We start from the raw sequence: 12,252 nt of genomic DNA, 5'->3' as shown, positions 1-12,252 counted from the left end.
ATTTGACCCATGTTCAAATATATTGGCGACATCGTTAAGGGTACCGGTACCCAGTTGCGCAGCCTGGTCATGGTCTTCGGCCATGGTTTTCGCAAGCGCGACACCCTGCAATACCCGGAAGAGCAGGTCTACCTGCCGCCACGCTACCGTGGCCGCATCGTCCTGACCCGCGACCCCGATGGCGAAGAACGCTGCGTAGCCTGCAACCTGTGCGCCGTGGCGTGCCCGGTGGGTTGCATCTCGCTGCAGAAAGCTGAAACCGAAGACGGTCGCTGGTACCCGGACTTCTTCCGTATCAACTTCTCGCGCTGCATTTTCTGCGGTCTCTGCGAGGAAGCCTGCCCGACCACCGCGATCCAGCTTACCCCGGATTTCGAGATGGCCGAGTTCAAACGTCAGGACCTGGTGTACGAGAAAGAAGATCTTTTGATCTCCGGCCCCGGCAAAAACCCTGATTACAACTTCTATCGTGTTGCAGGTATGGCCGTTGCGGGCAAGCCGAAAGGCGCCGCACAAAACGAAGCCGAGCCGATCAACGTGAAGAGCTTGCTGCCTTAAGGAAGAACGATGGAATTCGCTTTCTATTTCGCATCGGGTATCGCTGTTGTGTCCACATTGCGTGTGGTCACCAACACCAATCCTGTGCACGCCCTGCTCTACCTGATCATTTCGCTGATCGCCGTGGCCATGACCTTCTTCGCGCTCGGCGCACCGTTCGCCGGCGTGCTGGAAGTGATCGCCTACGCCGGCGCCATCATGGTGCTGTTCGTGTTCGTGGTGATGATGCTGAACCTGGGGCCTGCCTCGGTTCAGCAGGAACGCACCTGGCTCAAGCCCGGCATCTGGGCAGGACCGGTGATTCTCGCCGCCCTGCTGCTGGCCGAACTGCTGTATGTGCTGTTCGCTCACCAGAGCGGTCAGGCCATCGGTCAAACCACCGTGGACGCGAAAGCCGTGGGCATCAGCCTGTTCGGTCCGTACCTGCTGGTGGTCGAACTCGCCTCGATGCTGCTGCTCGCTGCAGCCGTCACGGCGTTCCATTTGGGCCGTAACGAGGCGAAGGAGTAAGACATGCCTGCTATCCCTCTCGAACATGGTCTGGCGGTTGCCGGCATCCTGTTCTGCCTTGGTCTGGTCGGCCTGATGGTCCGCCGCAACATTTTGTTCGTGTTGATGAGTCTGGAAGTGATGATGAACGCCTCTGCACTGGCCTTCATCGTTGCGGGCGCCCGCTGGGCGCAACCGGATGGACAGATCATGTTCATCCTGGTGATCAGCCTTGCAGCCGCCGAAGCCAGTATTGGCCTGGCGATCCTGCTGCAACTGTATCGCCGCTTCCACACGCTCGATATCGACGCTGCCAGTGAGATGCGCGGATGAACCTACTCTTTCTGACTTTCGTATTCCCTCTGATCGGGTTCCTGTTGCTGTCGTTCTCGCGCGGCCGCTTCTCGGAAAACCTGTCGGCGCTGATCGGTGTCGGCTCCATCGGCCTGTCTGCCATCGTCGCGGCCTACGTGATCTGGCAGTTCAACGTCGCTCCACCGGAAGGTGGCGTATACGTCCACGTACTGTGGAAATGGATCTCGGTGGAAGGCTTCCAGCCGAACTTCGCCCTGTACCTGGATGGTCTGTCCGTGACCATGCTCGGTGTGGTGGTCGGCGTGGGTTTCCTGATCCACCTGTTCGCCTCCTGGTACATGCGCGGTGAAGCCGGTTACTCGCGCTTCTTCGCCTACACCAACCTGTTCATCGCCAGCATGTTGTTCCTGGTCCTGGGCGACAACCTGCTGTTCATCTACTTCGGTTGGGAAGGCGTGGGCCTGTGCTCGTACCTGTTGATCGGTTTCTACTACAGCAACCGCAACAACGGTAACGCTGCACTGAAAGCCTTCATCGTCACCCGTATCGGCGACGTGTTCATGGCGATCGGCCTGTTCATCCTGTTCCAGCAACTGGGCACGCTGAACGTCCAGGAACTGCTGGTGAAGGCGCCTGAGCACTTCAAGGTCGGCGATTTCTGGATCGTGCTGGCAACCCTGATGCTGCTGGGTGGTGCGGTCGGTAAATCGGCTCAACTGCCGCTGCAAACCTGGCTGGCGGACGCGATGGCCGGCCCTACCCCGGTTTCGGCACTGATCCACGCCGCAACCATGGTGACTGCCGGTGTCTACCTGATCGCCCGTACCCACGGTCTGTTCGCCCTGGCGCCGGACATTCTGCACCTGGTCGGCATCGTCGGCGGTGTGACCCTGGTACTGGCCGGTTTCGCCGCACTGGTGCAAACCGACATCAAACGTATCCTCGCCTACTCGACCATGAGCCAGATCGGCTACATGTTCCTGGCGCTGGGCGTTGGCGCCTGGGAAGGCGCGATCTTCCACCTGATGACCCACGCCTTCTTCAAGGCCTTGCTGTTCCTTGCTTCCGGTGCGGTGATCGTTGCCTGCCACCACGAGCAGAACATCTTCAAGATGGGCGGCCTGTGGAAGAAACTGCCATTGGCCTACGCCAGCTTCATCGTCGGTGGTGCCGCTCTGGCCGCCCTGCCGCTGGTGACCGCAGGTTTCTACTCCAAGGACGAAATCCTCTGGGAAGCGTTCGCCAGCGGCAACCACGGTCTGCTTTACGCAGGTCTGGTCGGCGCATTCATGACGTCGCTGTACACCTTCCGCCTGATCTTCATCGCGTTCCACGGTGAAGCCAAGACCGAAGCCCACGCCGGTCACGGCATCGCTCACTGGCTGCCACTGTCGGTGCTGATCGTGCTGTCGACCTTCGTCGGCGCCATGATCGTTCCACCGCTGCACGGCGTACTGCCCGAGAGCGTTGGCCATGCCGGTGGCGAAGCCAAGCACAGTCTGGAAATCGCCTCGGGCGCCATCGCCCTGGCCGGTATCCTGCTGGCGGCCCTGCTGTTCCTCGGCAAGCGTCGCTTTGTGACCGCGATCGCCAACAGCGGCATCGGCCGTCTCCTTTCGGCCTGGTGGTTCGCTGCCTGGGGCTTCGACTGGATCTACGACAAACTGTTCGTGAAGCCGTACCTTGCGATCAGCCACATGCTGCGCAAAGACCCGCTCGACCAGACCATCGGTCTGATCCCGCGCATGGCCAAGGGGGGTCACACCGCCCTGAGCCGTACCGAAACCGGTCAACTGCGTTGGTACGCTGCTTCGATGGCTGCTGGTGCCGTGTTGGTCATCGGCGCTGTCGTGCTGGTAGCGGTCTGATATGAACCTTGCGAATTTGCGAAAGGAAACGAGCCCGTCATGATTCTGCCTTGGCTAATCCTGATCCCCTTCATCGGCGGCCTGCTGTGCTGGCTGGGTGAGCGCTTCGGCGCCACCCTCCCCCGCTGGATTGCGCTGTTGACCATGACCCTGGAACTCGCCCTCGGCCTCTGGCTGTGGGCCCACGGTGACTATTCATTTGCTCCGGCGCCTGGCGCCGATCCGACTTGGGCGCTTGAGTTCAAGCACGTCTGGATCCAGCGCTTCGGCATCAACGTGCACCTGGCCCTCGACGGCCTGTCGTTGCTGATGATCCTGCTGACCGGTCTGCTGGGTATCCTGTCGGTACTCTGCTCGTGGAAAGAGATCCAGCGTCACGTCGGCTTCTTCCACCTGAACCTGATGTGGATCCTGGGCGGCGTTGTCGGCGTGTTCCTCGCCCTCGACCTGTTCATGTTCTTCTTCTTCTGGGAAATGATGCTGGTGCCGATGTACTTCCTCATCGCGCTCTGGGGTCACAGTTCTTCGGACGGCAAGAAAACCCGGATCTACGCGGCGACCAAGTTCTTCATCTTCACTCAGGCTTCCGGCCTGATCATGCTGGTGGCGATCCTCGGTCTGGTCCTGGTCAACTACAACAGCACCGGCGTGATCACCTTCAACTACGCCGATCTGTTGAAGACCAAGATGTCGATGACCACCGAGTACATTCTGATGCTCGGCTTCTTCATCGCCTTCGCGGTCAAGCTGCCCGTGGTTCCGTTCCACTCCTGGCTGCCTGACGCTCACGCCCAGGCGCCGACTGCAGGTTCCGTCGACCTCGCCGGTATCTTGCTGAAAACCGCAGCCTACGGTCTGCTGCGTTTCGCCCTGCCGCTGTTCCCGAACGCCTCGGCCGAGTTCGCGCCGATCGCCATGACCCTCGGTCTGATCGGGATCTTCTACGGTGCGTTCCTCGCTTTCGCGCAAACCGACATCAAGCGTCTGATCGCCTTCTCGTCCGTTTCCCACATGGGCTTCGTACTGATCGGCATCTACTCCGGCAGCCAACTGGCGCTGCAAGGTGCAGTGATCCAGATGCTGGCGCACGGTCTGTCGGCCGCTGCACTGTTTATCCTCAGCGGTCAGCTGTACGAGCGTCTGCACACGCGTGACATGCGTGAGATGGGCGGTCTGTGGTCGCGTATCGCTTACCTGCCGGCGATCAGCCTGTTCTTCGCAGCCGCCTCTCTGGGTCTGCCGGGCACCGGTAACTTCGTCGGCGAGTTCCTGATCCTGATCGGTACGTTCGCCAGTGCTCCATGGATCACCGCGATTGCCACCTCCGGTCTGGTGTTCGGTTCGGTCTACTCGCTGATCATGATCCACCGCGCTTACTTCGGTCCGTCCAAATCGGATTCGATCCTGCACGGCATGGACGGTCGCGAACTGATCATGGTGCTGGGCCTTGCGGTACTGCTGATTTACCTCGGCGTCTACCCGCAACCGTTCCTCGACACTTCTGCCGCCACGATGCATGGCGTGCAGCAGTGGCTCGGCACCGCCTTCACTCAACTCGCTTCGGCCCGGTAAGAGCGCTATGGAATTCACGATTCAACACTTTATTGCGCTTGCGCCACTGTTGATCACCAGCCTCACCATTATCGTGGTGATGCTGGCAATCGCCTGGCGCCGCAACCACTCGCAGACCTTCCTGATTTCGGTGGCCGGTCTGAACCTGGCCTTGCTGTCGATCCTGCCGGCCCTGAAAGTCGCGCCTCTGGCCGTGACCCCATTGCTGCAGATCGACACCTTTGCCTGCCTGTACATGGCGCTGATCCTGGTCGCCACCCTCGCCTGCGTCACCCTCGCCCACGCCTACCTCGGCGATGGCGGTTCGGGTTACCCGGGCAACCGTGAAGAACTGTACCTGCTGATCCTGATGGCTGCCGCCGGTGGCCTGGTTCTGGTCAGCGCGCAGCACCTGGCCGGCCTGTTCATCGGTCTGGAACTGCTGTCGGTGCCGGTCTACGGTCTGGTGGCCTACGCCTTCTTCAACAAGCGTTCGCTGGAAGCCGGCATCAAGTACATGGTGCTGTCGGCCGCCGGTTCCGCGTTCCTGCTGTTCGGTATGGCGCTGCTGTACGCAGACTCGGGTTCGCTGAGCTTCGTCGGTATCGGTCAGGCTTTGGCCGCGACCGGTCTGCCAAGCTCGCTGGCGCAACTGGGCCTGGGCATGATGCTGATCGGTCTGGCGTTCAAGCTGTCGCTGGTACCGTTCCACCTGTGGACGCCGGACGTGTACGAAGGTGCTCCGGCACCGGTGGCCGCGTTCCTCGCCACCGCTTCGAAAGTGGCCGTGTTCGCCGTGATGGTTCGTCTGTTCCAGATCTCCCCTGCCGCCAGCAGTGGCGTACTGAGCAACGTGCTGACCATCATCGCCATCGCCTCGATCCTGTTCGGTAACCTGCTGGCCCTGACCCAGAGCAACCTCAAGCGTCTGCTCGGTTACTCGTCCATCGCGCACTTCGGCTACCTGCTGATCGCACTGGTGGCAAGCAAGGGTCTGGCGGTGGAAGCCATCGGCGTGTACCTGGTCACCTACGTGATCACCAGCCTCGGCGCCTTCGGTGTGATCACCCTGATGTCCTCGCCGTACAACGGCCGTGACGCAGACGCGCTGTACGAATACCGCGGCCTGTTCTGGCGCCGTCCGTACCTGACCGCCGTACTGACCGTGATGATGCTGTCCCTGGCCGGTATCCCGCTGACTGCAGGCTTCATCGGCAAGTTCTACATCATTGCTACCGGTGTCGAGTCGCACCAATGGTGGCTGGTCGGTTCCCTGGTACTGGGCAGCGCCATCGGCGTCTTCTACTACCTGCGCGTGATGGTCACCCTGTACCTGATCGAACCAAACCTGCGCCGCCACGACGCCCAGCTGCACTGGGAACAGAAAGCAGGCGGCGTGATGCTGCTGGCAATCGCTGTGGTTGCGTTCTTCCTCGGCGTCTACCCACAACCGCTGCTGACTCTGGTTCAGCAATCGGGCCTGGCGGGCTGATCGCTTAGCGATAGCTAGCTAGAAACAGAAACGGCACCTTCGGGTGCCGTTTTTGTTTTCGTGGGTTTTTCATTTTCAACGCCCTCTCCTTTTTAAGGAATTTGCCTTCAAAACGATGAGCAACGGCTGACATCACACGGTTGGCCTATGCCGTTAAATTCGAAAGTCACCCATCAAGTGGAGATACATGAACCATGAAGCGAGATATTTTTTCAGAGTTGATGGACGGCCTTGAGGCGTTAGCCGATGAACGTAAAGACAAAGTCACCTTGAAAAAAACGCGCGCCCAACGGATCGGAACCATGAAGGGCAAACTCACACTTCCCAATGACATCGATACCTCTCTGCCAGAAGACGTGCTGGATAGCTTCGAACGGTAGAAACGGACATCTGCATACATGGAACAATCAGATCCACCCTGTGTGTGAGTTTCGACTCCACCCCACCTGACAAAATCGTAATTCCCCCATCACCTCCGCGTTATCCGCAGCCTGCAACGATGTCACCCGGCGACTCTCCCGGCGGGCCCTTGCCCGTTCGAACAATAAAACCCACGCCGAAGCTCGTTCCCGTTCTGCCGAACCCAAGGAGTGATTGATGGTTAACAACACAAAAATGTCGATGGCCGCTCTGGCAGTGGTTGTCGGCGCCGGGCCGTCCACGGTGTTTGCAGAAGAAAAACCCGAAGGGTTTATCGAAGGCAGCAGCCTGACGGTGCTCAACCGTAACCTTTACTTCAACCGTGACCACCGCAACGGCCAGTCCAGTCCCACCGGCAACGGATATTCCGAGGCCTGGGCCCATGCGGTCATCAGCAAGTTCGAATCCGGTTTCACCCAGGGTACCGTCGGGGTCGGGGTGGATGCGTTTGCGATGATCGGTCTGAAACTCGACACCGGCGACGGCCGCAACGGTGGCCGCAGTTCGTTCGACGTGTTGCCGGTCAACGGCGACGGTGAAGCGCGGGACGAATACACCAAGGTTGGTGGAGCCGCCAAAGTGCGGGCTTTCGATACGGTGGTGAAAGTCGGTGATGTGTTCCCGGCCAACCCAGTGGTGGCAGCAGGTGATTCGCGACTGCTGCCGGAAAGCTTTCGCGGTGTGACGGCGACCAACACCAGCATCGAAGGTCTGTCGATCCAGGGCGGCCGGTTGCATGCGATGAGCCAACCGGTGTCCAGCGACTTGCGCGAGAACTTCGCGACTTTCTATGCCGGCCCGGTCAATTCGCCGTGGATTGCTTACGGCGGCGGCGATTACGCGCTGAACAAAAACCTGAGTTTCAGCCTGTACTCCAGCCGCCTCAAAGATGCCTGGAACCAGTACTACGCCGGCACCGCCTGGACGTATCCGCTGTCGGATGACCTGTCGCTGTTCGGCGGCCTGAATTACTACAAGGCGGTCGACGAGGGCAAACAATTGCTCGGCGAGTTCGACAACAACATCTGGAGCGGCCGCGTCGGCGTGAAGCTCGGCGCGCATTCCGTCGCCCTCTCCCACCAGCGCAACAACGGCAATGATGACTTCGATTACCTGCGTCAGTCCGACTCGATCTTCCTCGACAACTCCATTCAGTACAGCGACTTCAACTCGCCGAAAGAGCGTTCGTGGATGGTGCGCTACGACCTCGACATGACCACCTATGGCGTGCCGGGCCTGTCGTTCATGAGCCGTTATGCACGCGGCACTGACGCTGACTATTCCAACGCCAACGCCGTGTACATGCGCCCCGATGCCGAGGGCAATCCGCTGACTGACCAGAAGCGCTGGGAGCGTGACATCGAAGTCAAATACGTGGTGCAGAGCGGTTCGATGAAAGACCTGTCGCTGCGTCTGCGCCAGGCCACTACCCGCGCCACCGCGTTCGAATCGGATCTGGATGAAGTGCGGGTGATCGTCGAATACCCGCTGGCGATTCTCTGAGTTTCACGAGCAATGCCCATTCACCTTTAGAAGCTCCTTGCTCCTTTGGTAAGAGGTGAATCTTTGGCGTCCTTCGGGACGCCTTTTTTTACGCCCGAAAAAAAGCCCGACTCACTGCACATGAACCGGGCGCTTCAGCCGGGATTAGCGTCAGCCACCCTGCTGACGACAATTCCCCATCACGTTGTAAGTGACCGTATTGAGCTGCCCCTTGGAGTCCTCATAAGTCATCGCAGCCGGCACCACAGCGCATTCATTCTTTGGCCGGACAACGCTGACCACCTTCTTCACATCCAGCTTCATTCCGTACTCGTATGCCTTGACCACCGGCGCCGCTTTGCCCTGACTGGCCGCGTACTGCTCCATGGCTTTTGCATTGGCGCTGAGCGCCCGGTCAAACGTTCTGTCGCCACCGCCTTCGGCCAGCGCATTCACGGACATGGCCATGACACTGGTGAACGCCATCCACTTGAGAAGCTTCATATCCATCTCCTTCAAAACAAACTCATAAAAAAGCCCACCATCGATGCGCGATGACGGGCTCATTCACTGGCAGCACGCTTACAGGTCTTGGGTCTTGTCGTCCTTCTTGTCATTCACGACGACCGGATCACGGGCCTTTTCCTTTGCGGCAAAAACTTCCATCGAGCGGCCATTGGCAGCCATCATTTTTTCGAAAGTGCGGTCGCCGCCACCTTCGGCCAACACCAGGGAAGACATCATCAGAGCCACGGCAAACGCGCCAATCTGTGCAAGTTTCATCATTGATTCCTCATTCAAGTCACTGACGGGATCAAGGTAACAATCCGAACCTTTCGTGACGGTGGCGCCGAAATTACATATCCGTTATGTAGAAAGGCCCGCAATGGCGGGCCTGTTTTTCAACCCCGAAGTGACTAAACAGCAGCGGGCGATTCCTCGTCCCGACGATGCGCCAGCTGATACAACGCCGGCAGAATCAGCAACGTGAGAATGGTCGAAGACAGAATCCCGCCAATCACCACCGTCGCCAGCGGGCGCTGCACCTCGGCACCGGTGCCGGTCGCCAGGGCCATCGGAATGAAGCCCAGGGACGCCACCAACGCCGTCATCAACACCGGGCGCAATCGCGTCAGCGCACCTTCGTGAATCGCCTCGGCAAGCGAACGCCCCTCCTCCCGCAAGTTGCGAATGAACGCGATCATCACCAGCCCGTTGAGCACTGCCACGCCGGACAGCGCGATAAACCCGACACCCGCCGAGATCGACAGCGGAATATCCCGCAGCCACAACGCCATGACCCCGCCGGTCAGCGCAAACGGAATCCCGGTGAACACCAGCAAGCCGTCCTTGAGGTTGTTGAACATCATGAACAGCAACCCGAACACCAGCAGCAACGCCACCGGCACCACGATCTGCAAGCGCTTGGCCGCTGATTGCAGTTGCTCGAACTGCCCGCCCCAGGTCGTCCAGTAACCCGCCGGCACCTGCACATCACGCTCGATCGCTGCGCCCGCCTCGGCGACAAAAGAACCGATGTCGCGCCCACGCACGTTGGCGCTGACGATCACCAGGCGCTTGCCGTTCTCGCGACTGACTTGATTCGGCCCCAGCACCAGATCGAGGCTGGCAACGTCCTTCAGCGCAATGAAGCCGATCTGACTGGAAGCATCACCACCCGCCGCCGGCACCGGAATCAGCAGCGCCGACAACCCGTCGACGTCCTTGCGCATGGCGTCGGACAAGCGCACCACCATGTCGAATCGACGGTCCCCCTCATACAGAGTGCCGGCCTTCTGTCCACCGACGGCCACCGCAATGGTGTCCTGCACATCGCCGACGTTGAGCCCGTAACGCGCGGCCTTGTCGCGGTCGATATTGATGGTCAGCACCGGCAGACCGCTGGTTTGCTCGACCTTGACCTCGGACGCGCCGTTGACCTTCTGCATCGCGGCGGCAATCTTCGCCGCCGTGGCGTTGAGCACGTCCATGTCATCACCGAACACCTTGACCGCCACGTCGCTACGCACGCCGGAAATCAGTTCGTTGAAGCGCAACTGGATCGGCTGCGACAGTTCATAGTTACTGCCCGGCAGCGTTGCCGCGGCCTGTTGCAGTTCGGCCATCAGGGTTTCGCGAGACTTGCCCGGGTCCGGCCATTGCTCTTTGGGCTTGAGCATCACGTAGCTGTCGGAGATGTTCGGCGGCATCGGGTCGGAGGCGATTTCGGCAGTGCCGGTGCGGGCGAACACGCGCTCAACCTCGGGCACTTTATTCAGGATCAACGTTTCCAGCCGCTGCTGCATGTCCACCGATTGCGTCAGGCTGGTGCCCGGCACGCGCAGCGCCTGCAAGGCAAAATCGCCTTCGCTGAGACTCGGCACAAACTCGCTGCCCATGCGACTGGTGACCACGCCACTGAGCACAATCACAGCCAACGCCGCGCCGACCGCCATCGTCCGATGGGACATGACCCAGTTCAGCGTCGGCCCATAAACGCGACGGGCGCCACGCATCACCACGCCCTCTTCTTCCTTGACCTTGCCGGTCACGAACAGCGCAATCGCCGCCGGCACAAAAGTCACGGACAACAGCATGGCGCCGAGCAACGCGATGACCACGGTGAACGCCATCGGGTGGAACATTTTTCCCTCGACGCCGCTCAGGGCGAAGATCGGCAGGTACACCACCATGATGATCAACTGGCCGAAAATCAGCGGTCGCCGCGCCTCTTTCGCTGCCGCAAACACTTCATGGAAACGCTCGGATCGCGTCAACAGCCGTCCGTGATGCTGCTGCGCATGGGCCAGTCGTCGCAGGGTGTTTTCGACGATCACCACCGCGCCGTCGACGATGATGCCGAAGTCCAGCGCGCCGAGGCTCATCAGGTTGGCGCTGACCTTGTTGCTGAACATGCCGGTGAAGGTGAACAGCATCGACAGCGGAATCACCATCGCCGTGATCAGCGCAGCGCGGATATTGCCGAGAAACAGAAACAGGATCGCGATCACCAGAATCGCGCCCTCGACGAGGTTTTTCTTCACCGTGGCGATGGCTTTGTCGACCAGATGCGTGCGGTCGTACACCGGCACCGCGATCACGCCGGCGGGCAACGACTTGTTGATCTGTTCGAGCTTGGCGGCGACGGCCTGGGAAACCGTGCGGCTGTTTTCACCGATCAACATGAACACCGTGCCGAGCACCACTTCACGTCCATTTTCCGTGGCGGCGCCGCTGCGCAGTTCGCGGCCGATGTCCACGGAGGCGACGTTCTTGATCCGGATCGGCGTGCCGTCGACGTTGGCCATGACGATGTTGGCGATGTCTTCGGTGCTCGCTACCTGGCCCGGTGCGCGAATCAGCAATTGCTCGCCGCTGCGCTCGATGTACCCGGCGCCGACGTTGGCGTTGTTGCGCTCCAGCGCCGTCACCAGATCGGTGAGGGTCAGTTTGTAGGCCGCAAGTTTTTTCGGGTCGGGCGCGATCTGATATTCCTTGGCAAAACCGCCGATGGTGTTGATCTCGGCCACGCCGGGAACGTTGCGCAGTTGCGGCTTGATGATCCAGTCCTGAATCACCCGCAAGTCGGTCGGCGTGTAGGGCGTGCCGTCCTCTTTCAGCGCGCCTTCCTTGGTCTCGACCGTCCATAAGAAGATCTCGCCGAGCCCGGTGGAAATCGGCCCCATCACCGCTTCCACACCCTCGGGCAACTGCTCCTTGGCCGACTGCAACCGCTCGTTGACCAATTGCCGGGCAAAGAACAGATCGGTGCCTTCCTTGAAGATCACCGTGACCTGCGACAACCCCGAACGCGACAGCGAGCGGGTTTGCTCCAGCGCGGGCAGGCCGGCCATCGCGGTCTCAATCGGAAAGGTGATGCGCTGCTCGGTTTCCAGCGGCGAGAACCCGGCCGCGCCGGTGTTGATCTGCACCTGGACGTTGGTGATATCGGGCACGGCGTCGATCGGCAGTTTCTGATAACTGGCGATGCCGAGGCCGGCCATGAGCAGAACGGCGAGCAGCACGATGATGCGCTGCTCGATGGCAAACTGGATCAGGCGTTCGAACATGGGAGTC

Annotated in this window: 10 protein-coding genes and 1 pseudogene; 8 read left to right on the top strand and 3 right to left on the bottom strand. The window is 60.3% G+C overall.

The annotated features are described in order from the left end of the window. The first annotated feature begins 9 nt into the window (after positions 1-9). The 8 genes and pseudogenes from nuoI (at position 10) to ACTJK7_RS24300 (ending at position 8,196) form a co-directional block, all read left to right on the top strand. Complete coding sequence (gene nuoI, locus ACTJK7_RS24335; protein ID WP_011334960.1) at positions 10-558, top strand: NADH-quinone oxidoreductase subunit NuoI; 549 nt, start codon at positions 10-12, stop codon at positions 556-558. Positions 559-567: 9 nt separating this feature from the next. Then, the gene (gene nuoJ, locus ACTJK7_RS24330; protein WP_011334961.1) at positions 568-1,068 is read left to right on the top strand and encodes an NADH-quinone oxidoreductase subunit J; all 501 of its coding nucleotides are present in this window, start codon (positions 568-570) and stop codon (positions 1,066-1,068) included. Between the two features lie 3 nt (positions 1,069-1,071). Next, positions 1,072-1,380 (top strand): NADH-quinone oxidoreductase subunit NuoK, encoded by a 309-nt coding sequence (gene nuoK / locus ACTJK7_RS24325; protein ID WP_003180046.1) that lies wholly within the window; start codon positions 1,072-1,074, stop codon positions 1,378-1,380. Then, positions 1,377-3,230, top strand: a complete 1,854-nt coding sequence (gene nuoL / locus ACTJK7_RS24320; RefSeq protein WP_085690006.1) for an NADH-quinone oxidoreductase subunit L — start codon at positions 1,377-1,379, stop codon at positions 3,228-3,230. Before nuoK ends, nuoL begins: the two co-directional genes overlap by 4 nt. Positions 3,231-3,269: 39 nt before the next feature. After that, complete coding sequence (gene nuoM / locus ACTJK7_RS24315; RefSeq protein ID WP_011334963.1) at positions 3,270-4,802, top strand: NADH-quinone oxidoreductase subunit M; 1,533 nt, start codon at positions 3,270-3,272, stop codon at positions 4,800-4,802. Positions 4,803-4,809: 7 nt separating this feature from the next. Next, complete coding sequence (gene nuoN, locus ACTJK7_RS24310) at positions 4,810-6,273, top strand: NADH-quinone oxidoreductase subunit NuoN (RefSeq protein ID WP_011334964.1); 1,464 nt, start codon at positions 4,810-4,812, stop codon at positions 6,271-6,273. Between the two features lie 194 nt (positions 6,274-6,467). Then, a pseudogene (locus ACTJK7_RS24305) lies at positions 6,468-6,548 on the top strand (transcriptional regulator); the annotation flags it as partial. 322 nt (positions 6,549-6,870) lie between these two features. Then, a complete protein-coding gene (locus ACTJK7_RS24300) occupies positions 6,871-8,196 on the top strand; it encodes an OprD family porin (RefSeq protein ID WP_108562699.1) in 1,326 nt (441 codons plus the stop codon). A 150-nt stretch (positions 8,197-8,346) separates the two neighbouring features. Here the strand turns inward: ACTJK7_RS24300 and ACTJK7_RS24295 are convergent, their stop codons facing one another. The 3 genes from ACTJK7_RS24295 to ACTJK7_RS24285 form a co-directional block, all read right to left on the bottom strand. Further along, positions 8,347-8,679 (bottom strand): DUF2790 domain-containing protein, encoded by a 333-nt coding sequence (locus ACTJK7_RS24295; protein WP_064380710.1) that lies wholly within the window; start codon positions 8,677-8,679, stop codon positions 8,347-8,349. A 78-nt stretch (positions 8,680-8,757) separates the two neighbouring features. Then, positions 8,758-8,958: a co-regulatory protein PtrA N-terminal domain-containing protein gene (locus ACTJK7_RS24290; RefSeq protein ID WP_041475587.1), complete on the bottom strand. Its 201-nt coding sequence runs from the start codon at positions 8,956-8,958 to the stop codon at positions 8,758-8,760. Between the two features lie 134 nt (positions 8,959-9,092). Beyond that, entirely contained in the window at positions 9,093-12,245 is a 3,153-nt protein-coding gene (locus tag ACTJK7_RS24285; protein ID WP_108562701.1) for a CusA/CzcA family heavy metal efflux RND transporter, read from the bottom strand. Positions 12,246-12,252 lie beyond the last annotated feature (7 nt).

It is taken from the genome of Pseudomonas sp. 22085, assembly GCF_052045815.1.
GTDB lineage: Bacteria > Pseudomonadota > Gammaproteobacteria > Pseudomonadales > Pseudomonadaceae > Aquipseudomonas > Aquipseudomonas glycinae.
This window is presented reverse-complemented; position numbering and strand designations above follow the sequence as displayed.

Bases quoted from the DNA above. Each gene is read 5' to 3' on its own strand.
- nuoI (WP_011334960.1), top strand. From the start codon at position 10: ATGTTCAAATATATTGGCGACATCGTTAAGGGTACCGGTACCCAGTTG.
- nuoJ (WP_011334961.1), top strand. From the start codon at position 568: ATGGAATTCGCTTTCTATTTCGCATCGGGTATCGCTGTTGTGTCCACA.
- nuoK (WP_003180046.1), top strand. From the start codon at position 1,072: ATGCCTGCTATCCCTCTCGAACATGGTCTGGCGGTTGCCGGCATCCTG.
- nuoL (WP_085690006.1), top strand. From the start codon at position 1,377: ATGAACCTACTCTTTCTGACTTTCGTATTCCCTCTGATCGGGTTCCTG.
- nuoM (WP_011334963.1), top strand. From the start codon at position 3,270: ATGATTCTGCCTTGGCTAATCCTGATCCCCTTCATCGGCGGCCTGCTG.
- nuoN (WP_011334964.1), top strand. From the start codon at position 4,810: ATGGAATTCACGATTCAACACTTTATTGCGCTTGCGCCACTGTTGATC.
- ACTJK7_RS24300 (WP_108562699.1), top strand. From the start codon at position 6,871: ATGGTTAACAACACAAAAATGTCGATGGCCGCTCTGGCAGTGGTTGTC.
- ACTJK7_RS24295 (WP_064380710.1), bottom strand. From the start codon at position 8,679: ATGAAGCTTCTCAAGTGGATGGCGTTCACCAGTGTCATGGCCATGTCC.
- ACTJK7_RS24290 (WP_041475587.1), bottom strand. From the start codon at position 8,958: ATGAAACTTGCACAGATTGGCGCGTTTGCCGTGGCTCTGATGATGTCT.
- ACTJK7_RS24285 (WP_108562701.1), bottom strand. From the start codon at position 12,245: ATGTTCGAACGCCTGATCCAGTTTGCCATCGAGCAGCGCATCATCGTG.